General features: G+C 63.8%; 15 protein-coding genes. All 15 read left to right on the forward strand.

Features of this window, described 5'->3' with window-relative positions:
* Positions 1-391: 391 nt before the first annotated feature.
* Complete coding sequence (mraZ, locus tag MESCI_RS15815; RefSeq protein ID WP_013530948.1) at positions 392-850, forward strand: division/cell wall cluster transcriptional repressor MraZ; 459 nt, start codon at positions 392-394, stop codon at positions 848-850.
* Complete coding sequence (gene rsmH, locus MESCI_RS15820) at positions 847-1,881, forward strand: 16S rRNA (cytosine(1402)-N(4))-methyltransferase RsmH (RefSeq protein WP_013530949.1); 1,035 nt, start codon at positions 847-849, stop codon at positions 1,879-1,881. The genes mraZ and rsmH overlap by 4 nt, the downstream gene beginning before the upstream one ends.
* A gap of 4 nt (positions 1,882-1,885) precedes the next feature.
* The gene (gene ftsL, locus MESCI_RS15825; protein WP_013530950.1) at positions 1,886-2,284 is read left to right on the forward strand and encodes a cell division protein FtsL; all 399 of its coding nucleotides are present in this window, start codon (positions 1,886-1,888) and stop codon (positions 2,282-2,284) included.
* Positions 2,281-3,990 (forward strand): peptidoglycan D,D-transpeptidase FtsI family protein, encoded by a 1,710-nt coding sequence (locus MESCI_RS15830; protein ID WP_013530951.1) that lies wholly within the window; start codon positions 2,281-2,283, stop codon positions 3,988-3,990. Before ftsL ends, MESCI_RS15830 begins: the two co-directional genes overlap by 4 nt.
* A 54-nt stretch (positions 3,991-4,044) precedes the next feature.
* Complete coding sequence (locus tag MESCI_RS15835) at positions 4,045-5,499, forward strand: UDP-N-acetylmuramoyl-L-alanyl-D-glutamate--2,6-diaminopimelate ligase (protein ID WP_013530952.1); 1,455 nt, start codon at positions 4,045-4,047, stop codon at positions 5,497-5,499.
* A complete protein-coding gene (locus tag MESCI_RS15840; RefSeq protein ID WP_013530953.1) occupies positions 5,496-6,953 on the forward strand; it encodes a UDP-N-acetylmuramoylalanyl-D-glutamyl-2,6-diaminopimelate--D-alanyl-D-alanine ligase in 1,458 nt (485 codons plus the stop codon). Before MESCI_RS15835 ends, MESCI_RS15840 begins: the two co-directional genes overlap by 4 nt.
* A gap of 18 nt (positions 6,954-6,971) precedes the next feature.
* The gene (gene mraY / locus MESCI_RS15845) at positions 6,972-8,054 is read left to right on the forward strand and encodes a phospho-N-acetylmuramoyl-pentapeptide-transferase (protein ID WP_013530954.1); all 1,083 of its coding nucleotides are present in this window, start codon (positions 6,972-6,974) and stop codon (positions 8,052-8,054) included.
* Between the two features lie 8 nt (positions 8,055-8,062).
* Complete coding sequence (gene murD, locus MESCI_RS15850; protein ID WP_013530955.1) at positions 8,063-9,463, forward strand: UDP-N-acetylmuramoyl-L-alanine--D-glutamate ligase; 1,401 nt, start codon at positions 8,063-8,065, stop codon at positions 9,461-9,463.
* A complete protein-coding gene (gene ftsW, locus MESCI_RS15855; RefSeq protein WP_013530956.1) occupies positions 9,463-10,614 on the forward strand; it encodes a putative lipid II flippase FtsW in 1,152 nt (383 codons plus the stop codon). Before murD ends, ftsW begins: the two co-directional genes overlap by 1 nt.
* Before the next feature lies 1 nt (position 10,615).
* A complete protein-coding gene (gene murG / locus MESCI_RS15860) occupies positions 10,616-11,743 on the forward strand; it encodes an undecaprenyldiphospho-muramoylpentapeptide beta-N-acetylglucosaminyltransferase (RefSeq protein ID WP_013530957.1) in 1,128 nt (375 codons plus the stop codon).
* Positions 11,740-13,146, forward strand: a complete 1,407-nt coding sequence (murC, locus tag MESCI_RS15865; protein WP_013530958.1) for a UDP-N-acetylmuramate--L-alanine ligase — start codon at positions 11,740-11,742, stop codon at positions 13,144-13,146. Before murG ends, murC begins: the two co-directional genes overlap by 4 nt.
* A complete protein-coding gene (murB, locus tag MESCI_RS15870; protein ID WP_013530959.1) occupies positions 13,143-14,108 on the forward strand; it encodes a UDP-N-acetylmuramate dehydrogenase in 966 nt (321 codons plus the stop codon). The genes murC and murB overlap by 4 nt, the downstream gene beginning before the upstream one ends.
* Before the next feature lie 390 nt (positions 14,109-14,498).
* On the forward strand, positions 14,499-15,425 hold the full coding sequence (locus MESCI_RS15875) for a D-alanine--D-alanine ligase (RefSeq protein ID WP_013530960.1): 927 nt from the start codon (positions 14,499-14,501) through the stop codon (positions 15,423-15,425).
* Entirely contained in the window at positions 15,413-16,354 is a 942-nt protein-coding gene (locus tag MESCI_RS15880; RefSeq protein WP_013530961.1) for a cell division protein FtsQ/DivIB, read from the forward strand. Before MESCI_RS15875 ends, MESCI_RS15880 begins: the two co-directional genes overlap by 13 nt.
* Positions 16,351-17,658 carry a cell division protein FtsA gene (ftsA, locus tag MESCI_RS15885; RefSeq protein ID WP_013530962.1) on the forward strand — a complete coding sequence of 436 codons (1,308 nt, stop codon included), beginning with the start codon at positions 16,351-16,353 and terminating at the stop codon, positions 17,656-17,658. Before MESCI_RS15880 ends, ftsA begins: the two co-directional genes overlap by 4 nt.
* The last annotated feature ends 18 nt before the right edge of the window (positions 17,659-17,676 follow it).

Here is a 17,676-nt window from a genome sequence, read left to right on the forward strand (position 1 = left end):
GTGACCGGCTGGATGTGGCGAGACGCTATGCCCGGCAGCGGCTCGCGGCAAGGCGCGTCCGGTTGGGCCAGGCGGCTCTAAACGCTTCGTTAGGCTTAATAGACCATAAAGACGAGACGTGTCGTCACGGCTGCTCTCTTTGGTCGGGGCGCGCGTGTTTGTGAAGCCTATTCCCGTTGACGCCCATAGTGCCCCATGATATCCCATCCAGACATCAAAGCCTTCGTTCCGTGTCAGGGTAAAGCGTACGCCAATCGGGCAGCCGCGGCGGCTGCGCGTTTGCTGGTTTTTGCCTGTGCGGACGAGGCTGATACGGGGCAGGGAACGCGCTGCGGCGGCGCGTGCGACAAGATGCAGAGGGGTGCGGCGGCGCAAGCGGCTGTAGCGTTTAATGGACCGGTTTCTGTCAAACACGGTGAGCAGGATCGATGCGAAGGGGCGGGTGTCCGTTCCCGCGCATTTCCGTGCCGTCGTGCAGAAGCGCGGCTATTCGGAACTCTATGCGCTGCGCTGCCTGGACCTGCCGGCGATGGATGTCGGCGGGCTCGACCTGCTCGACCGCTACGAGCAGCGCATAGCGCTCGAGGATCCCTTCCTGCAGACGGCGGACGATATGTCGTTCTTCTGCCATGGCGACGGAACCTTCTTGAAACTCGACCAGGACGGCCGCATCACGATGAGCGATTTCCTTCGCGAACACACCGGCATCTCGGCGGAAGTGGCCTTTGTCGGGCGCGGCAATTTCTTTCAGATCTGGGAGCCGGGACGGCTTGCCGCCTATGGGGCGCAGGCGCGGGCACGGCTTTTGCAGCTTCGGCAGGGGACGAAGCCTGGGGAGCGACCGGAATGACGGCAGGCCACGGCGATGACCTTCCTCGCGCCGTAGATGGGCACGCCGTTGGCGGATCGGCCCGCCACATTCCGGTCCTCCTTGCCGAAGTGCTCGAAGCACTGGTGCCGGCGCAGGGCGACCTCATCATCGACGGCACGTTCGGCGCCGGCGGCTACACCAGGGCCATTCTGGCGACAGGCGCCTCCGTGGTGGCGATCGACCGCGATCCGGATGCCATTGCGGCCGGGCGCGATCTTGAAGTGCAGTCGGGTGGTCGGCTGCGGCTGGTGCAGGCGCCGTTCTCGACGCTGGACGAACATGTCGAGAGCGCCGACGGGATCGTGCTCGACATCGGCGTGTCCTCGATGCAGCTCGACCAGGCGGAGCGCGGGTTTTCGTTCCGCGCCGACGGGCCGCTCGACATGCGCATGGCGCAATCGGGCCTCAGCGCCGCCGACGTCGTCAATTCCTTCAAGCCGGGCGATCTTGCCCGCATCTTCGGCTTCCTCGGCGAGGAGCGCCATGCCGGACGCATTGCCCGCATGATCGAGGCGCGCCGCGAAAAGCGCCCGTTCGAGCGCACGTTGGAACTCGCCGACGCCATCGAGACGCATATCGGCCGGGCGCCGAAGGACAAGATCCATCCGGCGACGCGCGTCTTCCAGGCGCTGCGCATTTTTGTCAATGACGAGCTTGGCGAACTGGCCAAGGCCCTGTTTGCGGCCGAACGCGCTCTGAAGCCGGGCGGACGGCTCGCCGTGGTCACCTTCCATTCTCTGGAAGACCGCATCGTCAAGCGTTTCATCGCCGACCGGGCCGATGTCGCGACCGGCTCGCGTCACCTGCCCGAGGCGCATGCGCGCACCGCGACGTTCCGCAAGGCGGGCGGCGGCGTGACGGCCGGCGACGCCGAGGTGGCGGCCAATCCGCGCGCCCGTTCGGCCAGGCTACGCGCGGCGGTCCGCACCCAGGCGCCGGCGCGCGGCAGCGACTTTTCGATTTTCGGCCTTCCAAAGCTTCCCGGTATCGACCGGCCGGGGGAGAGGTAGCTAAGTGTTTCGTACCAGCGACATTGTCCTGATCGCCGTCATGGTTGCGGTCGCGGCCCTTACCTACAAGGCCAAGCGCGAGGCCGAGGAACAATTGGCCGCCGTGCAGAAGATCCATGCGCAGATACGCTATGAGGAGGACACGATCGACCTGCTCAAGGCCGACTGGAGCCTGCTTACCCAGCCGTCGCGGCTGCAGAAGCTCGCCGAACTCTACAAGTCGCAGCTCGAACTCGAGCCGGTCAGCGCCCGCCAGATCGGCGGTGTCGGCGACCTGCCGGCCAAATCCCTTGACATCCAGGACATCTTGTCGGGACGCCAGGGCGGCATGGCTGATAGTTCGGGCGGCAAGGCGCCGTCGGACGGCAGGGATCCCGTGGTGACCGGAGGCATCGCCCAATGATCGGTAAACTGCTGAAACGTCGCGCCAGGACGAGTGAAGATGGATCGATCGTGGTCGAGGGCGCCCGCAAGGCGACCGGCGGCAAGGGCAGGACGCGCATCGTCATGACGATGGCGGTGTTCTTCGGCATCTTCTCGACCATATCAGGGCGGCTGGTCTATCTCGGCTTCCAGACCCCCGATATGTCGGGCGGTCCGCAGAGCCGGGTGACGGCATCGCGGCCCGACATCGTCGACCGCAACGGCGAAGTGTTGGCCACGGACATCAAGACGGCGTCGCTGTTTGCAGAACCACGCCGGATTGTCGACGCCGACGAGGCGATCGAGAAGCTGTCGACGGTGCTTCCGGACATCGACTATGAGCAGACCTACCATAAGCTGAAGAGCGGCGCCGGTTTCGTCTGGCTGCAGCGGCAGCTGACGCCCAAGCAACAGTCCGACATCATGCAGCTCGGCATTCCCGGTTTCGGCTTCCGCACCGAAAAGCGCCGCTTCTATCCGAGCGGCGAGACCTCGTCCTACATTGTCGGGCTCACCAACATCGACAACCAGGGCATCTCCGGCATGGAGAAATATGTCGACGAGCAGGGGCTGAGCGACCTGCAGGCGTCGGGCCTTGCCATTGCCAAGGATCTCAAGCCGGTAAAGCTTTCGATCGATCTGCGCGTGCAGCATGTCGTGCGCGACGAGATCGCCGCCGGCCTGGAGCGCTATCGTGCCATGGGCACCGGCGCCGTTGTGCTCAACGTCAAGACCGGCGAAGTGGTGGCCATGGCCTCGGTGCCGGATTTTGATCCGAACAATCCCTACAACGCACAAGACAAGGACCGGCTGAATCGCATGTCGGCGGGCCTCTACGAGATGGGTTCGACCTTCAAGAGCTTCACCTCAGCCATGGCGCTCGATTCCGGCAAAGCGACGATGGCGAGCCGCTTCGATGCTTCGCATCCAATCCGGGTCGGCCATCAGGCCATTCACGATTTCCACGGCAAGAACCGTGTGCTGTCGTTGCCGGAGGTGTTCCTCTACTCGTCCAACATCGGGTCGGCCAGGGAAGCCGAGATGGTCGGCATCGAGGGGCATCGCGAATTCCTGCATCGCCTTGGCATTCTGGACAGGATGCAGACCGAATTGCCGGAGACTGCCCGTCCGACTGAACCGAAGGTCTGGAAACAGGTCAATTCATTCACCATCGCCTTCGGCCATGGCGTGTCGACGACGCCGCTGCAAGCGGCTGTGGGCTGCGCGGCGTTGATGAATGGCGGCTTCCTGATGAACCCCACCTTTCTGGTGCGGACGCAGGCGGAAGCGATGGCCACCGCCAAGAGAGTGGTGAGCGAAAAGACCGTCGAAGGCATGCGCTACCTCTATTCGCTCAATGCCGAAAAGGGCTCTGCCAGAAACGCCAGAGTCCCCGGCTACCGCGTTGGCGGCAAGACCGGAACCGCCGAGAAGGTCATCAATGGCCGCTACTCGAAGGACTTGAATTTCAACACCTTCGTCGCCGCCTTCCCGATGGACGATCCGCAGTATCTGGTGTTTACCATTGCCGATGCCCCGCACCCGGAAAAGCCCGGCATGACGGATGTCGCGGCTGCGAATGCTGGGGTTATGGCCGGCAATATCATCAGGCGTTCAGCTGCCATGCTTGGCGTGAAGCCAGATTTCAGCCATGAAAATGGTGCAACGCTGGTTTCCTATCAGTGATTCTTAGGGCGCGCCGGCAACAGCGCGCTATTTTGTTGCGGTGAACGGGACTCGATGAAGCTCAGAGATCTAGCCGGTATCCTGCCCGTCGAGGGAATAGCTTCCGTCGATCTGGAGGTTACAGGGATTTCTTCGGATTCCCGCCAGGTAAAAGCGGGCGTTGTCTTTTTTGCGCTCGCCGGAACCAAGGCCGACGGTGCCGTTTATGCCGAAGATGCCGCCGCGCGCGGTGCGGCCGCGATCGTGGCGGGCAAGGGCAGCACCATTGCCGGGCTCCCGGTTCCGGTGCTGGCGGTCGACGATCCGCGCCTGGCGCTGGCGCAGAGTGCGGCACGCTATTTCGGCAAGCAGCCTGAGATCATGGTCGCGGTGACCGGCACCAGCGGCAAGACCTCGGTCGCAGCCTTCACCAGGCAGATCTGGGAGCAAGCCGGTTATGCCGCCGCTTCGATCGGCACCACCGGCGTGGTGGCGCCTGGGCGCAACGACTATGGTTCGCTGACGACACCCGATCCGGTCGCCCTGCATCAATTGCTGCAGGAATTGGCCGATGCCGGCGTCACCCACGCCTCGATGGAAGCCTCCAGCCATGGGCTCGACCAGCGCCGCCTCGACGGCGTGAAGCTGGCCGCCGGCGGCTTCACCAATCTCGGCCGCGACCATATGGATTATCATCCGACCATCGAGGATTATCACCGCGCCAAATTGCGCCTGTTCGACACGTTGCTGCCGAAGGGCGCGCCGGCCGTGATCTTCGCCGACGATCCATGGTCGGCGCCGACGACCGTGGCCGCAAAGGCTGCCGGGCTCAATGTGCTGACGGTCGGCCGCCATGGCGACTTCCTCAGGCTGAAACGGGTCGAGCACGAACGCCACCGCCAGCGGGCCGAAGTCGAGGCCGACGGCGTGCTCTACGAGATCGACCTGCCGCTGGCCGGTGATTTCCAGATTTCGAATGCGCTGGTTTCGGCGGGTCTTGCCATTTCCACGGGAACACCTGTCGCCAAGGCCTTAATGGCGTTGGAGAAACTGAAGGGCGCGCCGGGCCGGCTCGACCTCGTCGGCACCACCGGCAATGGCGCGCCGGTCTATGTCGACTATGCCCACAAGCCGGACGCGCTGGAAAACGTGCTGGCTTCGGTGCGGCCGTTCACCACCGGCCGCGTCATCGTCGTGTTCGGCTGCGGCGGCGACCGCGACCGGGGAAAAAGGCCGATCATGGGCGAAATCGCGACGCGGCTTGCCGATGTCGTCATCGTCACCGACGACAATCCGCGCTCCGAAGTGCCGGAAACGATCCGTGCCGCTATTTTGGCCGCTGCTCCAGGTGCCATCGAGATCGGCGACCGGCGCCAGGCGATCCACGAAGCGGTCGCCATGCTGCATGCCGGCGACACGCTGATCGTGGCCGGTAAGGGCCACGAGGAAGGCCAGACGATCGGCTCCGAGACCTTGCATTTCTCCGATCATGAGGAAGTCCGCGCGGCACTCACGGAGCGCGCAGCATGAGCTTGCTGTGGACCTCCGAAGCGCTGGTTGCCGCCATGGACGGGCGGCCGCTCGGGCCGATGCCGGATGGCATTTCAGGCATTTCGATCGACAGCCGCAGCCTGCAGCCGGGCGACGCCTTCTTCGCCATCAAGGGCGAGGCGATGGACGGCCATGACTTCGCAACCGCCGCCATCAAGGCTGGCGCTGGCGTGCTGGTGGTGGCCGAAGGCAAGCTGCCGTCGCTCGGCCGGCTGACAGCGCCGATCATCGTCGTCGAGGACGTGCTGGTCGCGCTGGAAAAGCTTGGAGTTGCATCGCGCGCCCGCTCGAGCGCGAAAATCATCGCTGTGACCGGTTCGGCCGGCAAGACCACCACCAAGGAAGCGCTGCGCCATGTGCTGCAAGCCGTAGGCAAGGTGCATGCCTCGGCGCAGTCCTTCAACAATCACTGGGGCGTGCCGCTGACCTTGGCGCGGATGCCTGATGATTGCGACTATGCCGTGTTTGAAATCGGCATGAACCATCCCGACGAGATCCGTCCGCTGGTCAAGATGGTGAGGCCGCATGTCGCCATCGTCACCATGATCGCGGCGGCGCATCTCGGCTTTTTCCGTAATCTGGACGAGATCGCCAAGGCCAAGGCCGAGATTTTCGAGGGGTTGGAGCCCGAGGGGGCCGCCGTCCTCAACCGCGACGATGCCCGATTCAAGCTGCTCGACAAGATGGCCCATGCCGCCGGTGTCGAGCACGTCTACGGCTTCGGCGAGAATGCGCGCTCTACCTTCAAGCTCACCAAATGCGAACTGCATGCCGATCATTCCGACATCACCGCCAGGATCGGCGGCCACGAAGTGACGGCGCGGATCGGCGCGCCCGGTCGCCATATGGTGCAGAACGTGCTGGCGGTGCTGGGTGCGGCGCATCTGGTCGGCGCCGATCTCGACAAGGTTGCTTCAGCACTGGCCGATCTCTCCGCCGAGCGCGGGCGCGGCAAGCGCCATGTGCTGCGCCATCCCGGTGGTTCGACTTCGAGCCACCCCGGTGGACTGATCACGCTGATCGACGAAAGCTACAACGCCAATCCGGCATCGATGGCTGCTGCGATGGCGTTGCTCAACGCGACGCCGGTGACGGGCGAGGGCCGCCGCATCGCCGTGCTCGGCGACATGCTCGAACTCGGCGACCATTCGACCAAGCTGCATGCGGCCCTTGCCGATCTCATCGTCGGCACGGGCACGCAGACCGTTTTTCTTGGCGGCCCGGAAATGCGGGCGCTGGCCGAAGCGCTGCCGGCTGACATCAAGACGGAATACCGCGCCGGTGTCGAGGAGCTGAAGCCGGTGCTGCTTGCCGCGCTCAAGCCGGGTGACGTGGTGATGATCAAATCGTCGAAGGGCATCGGTTTTGCAAAACTGGTCGATGCGCTGCTGGGCAAGTTCCCGGCTGAATCGACAGCCAGAAAACAGACCTAGGTCGGGGGACGAAAGCGCATGTTCACACTGCTCGTCGATTTTGCGGACAAGGTCTCGGTCTTCAATGTCTTCCGCTACATCACCTTCCGCACCGGTGGCGCGCTGATCACGTCGGCGCTGATCGTCTTCATCTTTGGACCGACCATCATCAATTCGCTGCGGCTGCGGCAAGGCAAGGGCCAGCCGATCCGCGCCGACGGGCCGCAGACACATTTCAAGAAGGCCGGTACGCCGACCATGGGCGGGCTGATGATCCTGTCGGGCATCATCGGCTCGTCGCTTTTGTGGGCGAACCTGTCGAGCATCTATGTCTGGGTGGTGCTGCTGGTGACGCTGGGCTTCGGCTCGATCGGCTTTTACGACGACTATCTGAAGGTCACCAAGCAGTCGCATCTCGGCTTTTCCGGCAAGGCACGGCTGGCGCTGGAATTCGTCATCGCCGGCATCGCCGCCTGGGTGATCATGCACAATGGCCAGGCGCCGTTCTCGTCGTCGCTGACTTTTCCCTTCGCCAAGGAATTCATCGTCAATCTCGGCTGGTTCTTCATTCCGTTCTCCTGCTTCGTCATCGTCGGCGCCGGCAATGCGGTGAACCTGACCGACGGCCTTGACGGCCTGGCGATCGTGCCGATCATGATCGCGGCTGCCTCCTTCGGCGTCATCGCCTATCTCTCCGGCAACGCCGTGTTCGCCGAATATCTGCAGATCCATTTCGTGCCCGGCACCGGTGAACTGGCGGTCGTGCTCGGCGCGGTCATCGGCGCTGGCCTCGGCTTCCTCTGGTTCAACGCGCCGCCGGCGGCGATCTTCATGGGCGACACCGGATCGCTGGCCATGGGCGGCCTGATCGGCACCGTCGCGGTCGCCACCAAGCATGAGATCGTGCTGGTCATCGTCGGCGGATTGTTCGTCGTCGAAATCCTGTCCGTCATCATCCAGGTCGGCTACTTCAAGATGACCGGCAAGCGGGTGTTCCTGATGGCGCCGATCCACCATCATTTCGAAAAGCTCGGCTGGACCGAAAGCCAGGTGGTGATCCGCTTCTGGATCATCGCCGTCATCCTGGCGCTGGTCGGCCTGTCGACCCTCAAGCTGAGATAGGAAGCCCTTTGATCCCCGCCGCATCCTTTTCAGGCAAGCGCGTTTCGCTCTTCGGGCTTGGTGGCTCGGGGATCGCGACGGCGCGCGCGCTGATCGAGGGCGGCGCGGACGTGCTGGCCTGGGACGACAATCCCGACAGTGTGGCCAAGGCCGCCATTGCCGGTATCGCGACCGCTGATTTGCGCGGCGCCGACTGGGCGAAATTCTCGGCCTTCGTGCTGTCGCCTGGTGTGCCGCTGACGCATCCCAAGCCGCATTGGACGGTGGAACTGGCGCGCGGCTCAGGCGTCGAGATCGTCGGCGACATCGAGCTTTTCTGCCGCGAGCGGATGCTGAGCGCGCCGACAGCGCCTTTCATCGCCATCACCGGCACCAACGGCAAGTCGACGACGACCGCGCTGACCGCGCACATCCTGAAAGCCGCGGGACGCGATGCCCAGATGGGCGGCAATATCGGCCGCGCGGTGATGACGCTCGATCCGCCCGAGCCCGATCGGCACTATGTCGTCGAGTGTTCGTCCTACCAGATCGACCTCGCGCCCTCGATCAATCCGACGGCCGGCATCCTGCTCAATCTGACGCCCGATCATCTCGACCGCCATGGCACCATGCAGCACTACGCCGCGATCAAGGAGCGGCTGGTGGCCGGCAGCGAGACGGCGATCGTCGGCATCGACGATTCCTGGTGCGCGCAGATTGCCGAGCGGCTGGAGCGGGCGGGGCGGCATGTCATCCGCATTTCCAAGCGCCTGCCGCTGACCGACGGCTATTTCGCCGATGGCAGCAATTTGATGGAAGCTGTGCACGGCCGTTACAGCCGTGTCGCCTTCCTCGAAGGCATCGGCTCCTTGCGTGGCCAGCACAATGCCCAGAACGCTCTGGCTGCGGTCGCCGCTTGTCTCAAGATCGGGCTGGAGCTTGGTGAAATCCAGTCGGGACTGGAAAGCTTTCCCGGCCTCGCGCACCGCATGGAGCAGGTCGGCCGCAAGGACCATGTGCTGTTCATCAACGATTCCAAGGCGACCAATGCCGATGCTGCGGCGCCGGCGCTGTCCAGCTTCGCGCGCATCTACTGGATCGCCGGCGGCCTGCCCAAGGAAGGCGGCATCGAACCCTTGCGCGGCTTCTTCCCGCGCATCGCCAAGGCCTATCTTATCGGCGAGGCGGCGCCGGCGTTTTCGGCGACGCTGGGCGAGGCCGTGCCCTACGAGATTTCAGGCACGCTGGCCGCGGCGGTCGAGCACGCCGCGCATGATGCGGCTAAGGACGACAGCGGCGAGGCGGTGGTGCTGCTGTCGCCGGCCTGCGCCAGCTTCGACCAGTTCAAGAATTTCGAAGTTCGCGGCGAAGCCTTCAGGCAAGCTGCGAATGCTATCGAGGGTGTGAAACCCATCGGAGGGGCACGATAATGCAGAGCCGTCTCGACAAAAGTCCGGTTGCGACCTGGTGGTGGACGATCGATCGCTGGTTCCTGGCGGCGTTCCTGTCGCTGATGGGCCTCGGTATCGTGCTGTCCTTCGCGGCGAGCCCGGCGGTCGCCGAACGCATCGGCCTCGACAGTTTCCACTTCGCCACCAGGCAGATCATCTTCACCGTACCGGCGCTCGGCGTGATGCTGGCTGTGTCGTTCCTCGATTCCAGGCAGATCCGGCGGATGGCGCTGATCATGCTGTGCCTGATGCTGGTGCTGATGGTGGCGGTGCTCTACATCGGCGTCGAGGTGAAGGGCGCACGCCGCTGGGTGTCGCTTGCCGGCCTGTCGATCCAGCCGTCGGAATTTTTGAAACCAGCCTTCGTCATCATGTGCGCCTGGCTTTTCGCTGAGCACAAGCGCCAGCCCGACATTCCCGGCAATCTGTTCGCCATGTTGCTGCTGGTACTGGTCGTGTCGCTGCTGGTGGCGCAACCGGATCTCGGCCAGACCATGCTGACGACCGGCACCTGGGGCATCATGTTTTTCATGGCCGGGCTGCCCTGGCTGTGGATCGTTGCGCTGGGTGCCGCCGGCGTCGGCGGCGTTTTCGCCGCCTATACGGTGTTCCCGCACGTTGCCTTGCGCATCGACAAGTTTCTTACCGGCGAAGGCGACACATTCCAGGTCGATATGGGACGCGACGCGCTGATCAATGGCGGCTGGTTTGGCGTCGGACCAGGTGAGGGCACAGTCAAGCGGGTCATTCCCGACAGCCATGCCGACTTCGTCTTCTCGGTCGCAGGCGAAGAGTTCGGGCTGATCATGTGCTTCTTCATCATGTCGATATTCGCCTTCATCGTGCTGCGCGGCCTCAACACGGCTCTGAAGGAGCATGACGATTTCACCCGCTACGCGGTCGGCGGCCTCGTCACCGTCTTCGGCCTGCAGGCGGTCATCAACATGTGCGTCAACCTCCAGCTTGTGCCGGCCAAGGGCATGACGCTGCCGTTCATCTCTTATGGCGGCTCCTCGCAGATCGCCATCGCCATCTCGATGGGGATGGTGCTGGCGCTGACACGCAAGCGGCCGGAAAAGCGCAAGCAGATGGGCTTTGGCCTGTCGCAACGCGCCGTGCCGGCGGAGTGATATGGCCAGAGGCGTCATCCTTCTCGCGGCAGGCGGCACCGGTGGGCATCTTTTCCCGGCCGAGGCGCTGGCGCATGAGCTGAACGAGCGCGGCTGGTCGGTGCACCTGGCGACCGACGACCGTGCCGAGCGTTTCGCCGGCCATTTTCCGGCTGCCGCCGTCCACCCGATCCAGTCGGCGACGATGGGCTCGAAAAACCCTTTTGCCCTGCTTGGTGCCTTCTGGAAAATCTGGCGCGGCGTGCGCCAGGCTTCTGCCGTCATCGCCAGGATCAAGCCGGATGCCGTCGTCGGCTTCGGCGGCTATCCAACCTTGCCGCCGCTCTACGCGGCGACACGGCGCAAGGTACCGACCCTGATCCATGAGCAGAACGCGGTGATGGGGCGCGCCAACCGGGCGCTGGCCGGCCGTGTCGACGCGATCGCCGGCGGCTTCCTGCCGCAGGACAGCAGTGCAGCCGGGGTCAAGACGGTGACAACAGGCAATCCGGTCCGGCCTGCGGTGCTGGAAGCGGCCAAGACTGCCTATGCGGCATCTGCCGGGGATCAACCGTTCCGCCTGCTGGTTTTTGGCGGCAGCCAGGGCGCCCAATTCTTTTCCGATGCCGTGCCGGGAGCCATTGCGCTGCTTTCCGACGCCCAGCGCAAACGGCTGGTCATTACCCAACAAGCGCGCGCCGATGACGTGGCGCGGGTCAAGGCGGCCTATGCCACCCTTGGCGTCGCCGTCGAGGTCTCGCCCTTCTTCACCGATATGGCGGCACGCATGGCGGCCGCTCATCTGGTGATCTCGCGTTCCGGCGCCTCGACCGTCTCGGAGATCGCCGTCATCGGCCGGCCGGCGCTGCTGGTGCCTTACCCCCATGCGCTCGATCACGATCAGGCGGCGAACGCGGCGGCCCTTGCCGCTGCCGGCGGCGGCGAAGTGCATCCGCAATCCTCGCTCTCGTCCGAACGCATCGCAGCGCTTGTCGGCGGGCTGATGGACGACCCCGATCGGCTGACGGCGATGGCGGCGGGTGCGAAATCGGCCGGCAGGCCGGACGCGGCACGGTTGCTCGCCGATCTTACAGAGGCTATTGCGTCCAAAAAAACCGTTTCGGATTTCAGGAAGGGGACGCAAGCATGAAGATGCCGCAGACCATCGGCCTTGTGCATTTCATCGGCATTGGCGGCATCGGCATGAGCGGCATTGCCGAAGTGCTGCACAATCTCGGCTACAAGGTGCAAGGGTCCGACCAGGCCGAAAGCGCCAATGTGCAGCGGCTGCGCGACAAGGGCATTGAATGCTTCGTCGGCCATAGGGCCGAGAATCTCGGCGATGCCGAGGTGGTGGTCGTCTCGACGGCGATCAAGAAATCCAACCCTGAGCTGAAGGCCGCGCGCGAAAAGCTGCTGCCGATCGTGCGCCGGGCCGAGATGCTGGCCGAACTGATGCGCTTTCGCCAGGCGGTGGCGATCGGCGGCACGCATGGCAAGACGACGACGACGTCGATGGTGGCGACCTTGCTCGATGCGGGCGGGCTCGATCCGACCGTGATCAATGGCGGCATCATCAATGCCTACGGCACCAACGCCCGCATGGGCGACGGCGAATGGATGGTGGTCGAGGCCGACGAGAGCGACGGCACCTTCCTGAAACTGCCGGCCGAGATCGCGGTCGTCACCAACATCGACCCCGAGCATCTTGACCACTATGGCAGCTTCGACAAGGTGCGCGAGGCGTTCCGCCAGTTTGTCGAGAACGTTCCGTTCTACGGTTTTGGCGTGATGTGCACCGATCACCCCGAAGTGCAGGCGCTGGTCAGCCGCATCGAGGACCGCCGGGTCATCACCTATGGCGAGAATGCGCAGGCCGACGTGCGCTTTACCAATCACCGCATGTCAGGTGCCATTTCGGAATTCGACGTGGTGATCCGCGACCGCAAGACCGGCGGCCAGACTGTCATAGCAGGCCTGCGCCTGCCGATGCCCGGCCGTCACAACGTCTCCAACGCGACGGCAGCAATCGCGGTCGCGCACGAACTCGGCCTGTCGGCCGAGGCGATCAAGAAGGGCCTGTCGTCCTTCGCCGGCGTCAAGCGCCGCTTCACCCATACCGGTTCGTGGGACGGCGTCGAAATATTCGACGATTACGGCCACCATCCGGTCGAGATCTCGGCGGTGCTGAAGGCGGCGCGCAGCGCCACCCAGGGTCGTGTCATCGCCATTGCCCAGCCGCATCGCTTCACCCGGCTGCATGATCTGTTCAACGAGTTTTCCACCTGCTTCAACGACGCCGACACAGTAATGGTGGCGCCGGTCTACGCGGCCGGCGAAGAGCCGATCGACGGCGTCAGCTCGGACGCGCTGGTGTCGCGCATCCGCGCCGGCGGTCATCGCGACGCGCGCTACATCGAGGGCCCGGCGGCGATTGCGCCCATCGTCCGTGATCTGGCCAAGCCGGGCGATTTCGTCGTCTTCCTTGGAGCCGGCAACATCACCCAATGGGCCTATGCGTTGCCCAAGGAGCTTGGCGGGACCGTCTCATGATGCACGGCCAGGCCCTGATCGACAGACTTGGCGACCGGCTTGCCGGCCTGCGTGGCCGCCTGACGCCGAACGCCGAGATGGACAAGATCACCTGGTTCCGTGCCGGGGGGCTGGCTGAAGCGTTGTTCCAGCCGGCCGATGAGGAGGACCTTGCCGCGTTCCTGAAAGCCGTTCCCGAAGAGATACCGCTGACGGTCGTCGGCGTCGGCTCCAACCTTCTGGTCCGCGATGGCGGCATCGAGGGCTTTGTCATTCGGCTTTCGGCCAAGGGCTTCGGCGATGCCGAGGTGATTTCGCCAATCAGGATCAAGGCGGGAGCTGCGACCCCCGACAAGCGCGTCGCAGCGGTGGCGCTCGAGGCCGGCATTGGCGGCTTTCATTTCTACCACGGCATTCCGGGTGCAATCGGCGGTGCGCTGCGAATGAATGCCGGCGCCAATGGCGTCGAGACGCGCGAGCGCGTCATCGAAGTGCGAGCACTCGATCGCAAGGGCAATGTGCAGACGCTGAGCAATGCCGATATGGGATACGCCTATCGCCATTCGGCGGCTCCCTCCGGGCTGATCTTCACCTCCGCCGTGTTCGAAGGCTTTGCCGAGGACAGGGCGACCATCAAGGCTGCGATGGAGGCCGTGCAGAACCATCGTGAGACCGTGCAGCCGATCCGCGAGAAGACCGGCGGCTCGACCTTCAAGAATCCCGACGGCACATCGGCCTGGAAGGAGATCGACAAAGCGGGCTGCCGCGGCCTGATGATCGGCGGCGCGCAGATGTCGCCGATGCATTGCAACTTCATGATCAACACCGGAACCGCGACCGGCTACGACCTTGAATATCTCGGCGAGACGGTGCGCACGCGGGTGCTGGAGAATTCCGGTATCCGGCTGCAATGGGAAATCAAGCGCATCGGCAATTTCCGGCCAGGGCATGCCGTTCAGGAGTTTCTCGGGCAGCTCCTTTAAGGTGCGCTGATATTCAGGTGATGCTCCGCTCCGGTTCTCGAAAGTCATCGTTTTCGACTCGGCCTGACCTGAATCTCGACACACCTAGCGCCTCGTTGAAGTTCATGTGATGCATGAACTTCAACGAGGCGAAAAACGGTCCGCGACCGTTGCCGCAAAGACTCAACGACACGCTTTTCGCATCCATTTTCTTAGAAAGTGAATCTCTCGGAATCGTAAGCACTTGCCAGTGAATCAACTCTCTGATTCTCTGCTCGAAAGCGTTTCCTGATTTGAGTCGTTCGACGCGTTTTCAGCGTTTTCCGTCTGGGGGCAACCTGCCGGGAGACTCTGACTCAATGTTGCGGAAAATCTGGTTTTGGTCCGCCGTGAGAGAGGGGATGCCGGGGAATGAAAAACAAGCATGTGGCCGTCCTGCTGGGTGGTTTTTCGTCCGAGCGGCCCGTGTCCCTGTCCTCCGGAAAGGCTTGCGCCGATGAGCTTGAGAAGGAAGGTTACCAGGTCACCCGCGTCGATGTCGGGCGCGATGTCGGCTCCGTGCTTGCCGAGCTCAAGCCCGATGTCGCCTTCAATGCGCTGCACGGCCCTTTTGGTGAGGATGGCACCATCCAGGGCATCCTCGAATATCTCGGCATTCCCTACACCCATTCCGGCGTGCTCGCCTCGGCTCTGGCCATGAACAAGGAGCAGGCCAAACGGGTTGCCAAGTCGGTCGGCATCGTGGTCGCCGAATCGAAGGTCGCCAGCCGCTTCGCCATCCAGAACAAGCATCCGATGAAGCCGCCCTATGTGGTCAAGCCGGTCAATGAGGGTTCGAGCTTTGGTGTCGTCATCGTGCATGAAGGCCAGTCGCATCCGCCGCAGGTTCTTGGCTCGTCGGAGTGGAAATATGGCGATACCGTCATGGTCGAGCGCTACATCCACGGCAGGGAGCTGACCTGCGCGGTGATGGGCGATGTGGCGCTGGGGGTCTGCGAGATCATCCCGACCGGCCATTCCTTCTATGACTATGATTCAAAATATGTCGCCGGGGGATCAAAGCACGAATGCCCCGCAAAAGTTTCACCGAATATTTACCAAAAAATACAAACACTGGCGCTCAAGGCTCACCAAGCGATCGGCTGTCGGGGCGTTTCCCGGTCGGACTTCCGTTATGACGATCGGCATTCCGAAAACGGCGAGATTGTCTGGCTCGAGGTCAACACCCAGCCGGGTATGACGCCGACGTCCTTGGTGCCTGAAATCGCCGCCCATGCCGGGCACTCGTTTGGCGATTTGTTGAGTTGGATGGTGGAGGACGCTTCGTGTCTGCGTTGAAATGGGGACAGGGTAGGGAGAGGGGCGCGGCCGGTCCGGCGCTGTTCGGCCTGTCGTTGTCGTTGGACCATTTCGTGCTGCCGCGGATGCTGCGCCGCCCGGTGCGCATTATGGCGCGCCTCGGTGTCGGGGAATTCCAGGCGCCGCGCTTTTCCGCGGCCATGATGTCGGCCGTGCTGATTTTCTCGAGCAGTGCTTATGGCGCCTATCTCGGCGGTCATGTCGACGGTATCGTGCAGAGCATCACCGCCCGTACCGGATTTGCCGTCGATCAGGTCAAGGTGGTGGGCAATCGCCAGACCTCGGAAATCGATATACTCGACAGGCTTGAACTCGACGGCTGGACGTCGCTGATCGGCTTTAATGCCGAGGCCGCGCGGGAACGAATTGCGACCTTGCCGTGGATCGAGGTCGCGGCGGTGCGCAAGGTCTACCCGCATACGCTGGAAGTGCGTGTCGAGGAGCGTGAGGCTTTCGCGCTCTGGCAGCAGGGTGACGAGCTTTCGGTCATCGAGAGGAATGGCGCCATGATCGCGCCGTTCTCGGGCGGCAAGCAGGTGCTTCTGCCGCTGCTGATCGGCACCGGCGCGCCGGCGAGCGCGCCCGATTTCCTGGCCAAGGTCGAAAAATATCCCGAGCTCGCGAACCGGATCAAAGGTTATATCCGTGTCGGCGAACGGCGCTGGGACCTGAAGCTGGACAATGGCATCACCATCAAGCTTCCCGAGGACGACGAGGATCAGGCGCTCGCCGAACTCGTGAAGATGGATCATGACAGCGGTTTGCTGTCGCGCGACATCGCCGCCGTCGACATGCGCCTGACGGACCGGCTGGTCGTGCAGTTGACGGCGGAAGCGGCGACGCAGCGCGAAGCCGCCCTCAACGAGAAACCCAAGAGCCTGAAGCGCAAGCCGGAGACGAAGATATGAGCTGGCTTGGCAGTCCTGGCGATGCCGCGTCGCGCCGGTCTGGCACCCTGACGGTGCTGGATGTCGGTTCGAGCAAGGTCTGCTGCATGGTGGCCAAGCTCAAGCCGTGCGATGACGGCAAGCTGCTGCGCGGCCGTTCGCACCGGATCCAGGTGATCGGCATCGGCCATCAGAAGTCGCAAGGCGTGAAGTCGGGTGTCGTGGTCGATCTCGACAGGGCGGAGCATGCCATCCGCCTTTCCGTCGACGCTGCCGAGCGCATGGCCGGGCTGACGGTTGATTCGCTGATCGTCAACATGACGGCCGGCCGGCTGAAGAGCGAAGCCTTCTCCGCCACCATCAATCTTGGCGGCCACGAGGCCGACGAGGCCGACATCAAGCGCGTTCTCGGTGCTGGCGCCAAGCAGGCGCTGAAGGCCGAGCGCGAAGTGATCCATTCGCTTCCCGTCGGCTTCTCGCTGGATGCCGAACGCGGCGTGCGCGATCCGCGCGGCATGGTCGGCGACGCACTCGGCGTCGACATGCATGTGCTGACCGGCGACGCCGCGCCGATGCGCAATCTGGAGCTGTCCATCAACCGTTCGCATCTGTCGGTCGAGCGCATGGTGGCGACGCCCTATGCCAGCGGGCTGGCGGCGCTGGTCGACGACGAGCTGGAAATGGGTGCGGCCTGCATCGACATGGGCGGCGGCACGACGACGATCTCGGTGTTTTCGGAAGGCAAGTTCGTCCATGGCGACGCCATCGCCATCGGCGGCAATCATGTCACGCTGGACATGGCCAAGGGGCTGTCGACCTCGCTTGATGCCGCCGAACGGCTGAAGGTGATGCATGGTTCGGCGCTGCCCGGCAGCGCCGACGATCGCGACCTGGTCTCGATCCAGCCGATCGGTGACGATGGCGACGTGCCCTTGCAGATCCCGCGCTCGGTGATGACGCGCATCGTGCGCGCCCGCATCGACGAGACGCTCGAACTGCTGCGCGACCGGCTGAACAAGTCCGGCTATGGCAATGCAGTGGGCAAGCGTGTGGTTCTTACCGGCGGCGCCAGCCAGCTTGCCGGCCTGCCGGAGGCGGCGCGCCGCATCCTGGGACGAAATGTGCGCATCGGCCGCCCGCTCGGCGTGGCCGGCCTGCCGGAAGCGGCGAAGGGGCCGGCCTTCTCGGCCGCGGTGGGGCTTCTGATCTACCCGCAGATGGCGAGCTTCGAGAGCCATCCGGCGAAAGGAATTTCCGGTCTCAAAATGACCGGAACGGGCGGAAAACTGCATCGCATGAGTCAGTGGTTGAGAGACAGTTTCTAAAATTGACGGGGACAGCCC

This window comes from Mesorhizobium ciceri biovar biserrulae WSM1271, assembly GCF_000185905.1.
Lineage (GTDB): Bacteria > Pseudomonadota > Alphaproteobacteria > Rhizobiales > Rhizobiaceae > Mesorhizobium > Mesorhizobium ciceri.

Coding starts and splice junctions, on each gene's coding strand:
- MESCI_RS15835 (WP_013530952.1), top strand. CDS start 4,045: ATGAAGCTCAGAGATCTAGCCGGTATCCTGCCCGTCGAGGGAATAGCT.
- rsmH (WP_013530949.1), top strand. CDS start 847: ATGACGGCAGGCCACGGCGATGACCTTCCTCGCGCCGTAGATGGGCAC.
- murB (WP_013530959.1), top strand. CDS start 13,143: ATGATGCACGGCCAGGCCCTGATCGACAGACTTGGCGACCGGCTTGCC.
- ftsW (WP_013530956.1), top strand. CDS start 9,463: ATGCAGAGCCGTCTCGACAAAAGTCCGGTTGCGACCTGGTGGTGGACG.
- mraY (WP_013530954.1), top strand. CDS start 6,972: ATGTTCACACTGCTCGTCGATTTTGCGGACAAGGTCTCGGTCTTCAAT.
- murG (WP_013530957.1), top strand. CDS start 10,616: ATGGCCAGAGGCGTCATCCTTCTCGCGGCAGGCGGCACCGGTGGGCAT.
- MESCI_RS15830 (WP_013530951.1), top strand. CDS start 2,281: ATGATCGGTAAACTGCTGAAACGTCGCGCCAGGACGAGTGAAGATGGA.
- MESCI_RS15840 (WP_013530953.1), top strand. CDS start 5,496: ATGAGCTTGCTGTGGACCTCCGAAGCGCTGGTTGCCGCCATGGACGGG.
- mraZ (WP_013530948.1), top strand. CDS start 392: ATGGACCGGTTTCTGTCAAACACGGTGAGCAGGATCGATGCGAAGGGG.
- ftsA (WP_013530962.1), top strand. CDS start 16,351: ATGAGCTGGCTTGGCAGTCCTGGCGATGCCGCGTCGCGCCGGTCTGGC.
- MESCI_RS15875 (WP_013530960.1), top strand. CDS start 14,499: ATGAAAAACAAGCATGTGGCCGTCCTGCTGGGTGGTTTTTCGTCCGAG.
- murC (WP_013530958.1), top strand. CDS start 11,740: ATGAAGATGCCGCAGACCATCGGCCTTGTGCATTTCATCGGCATTGGC.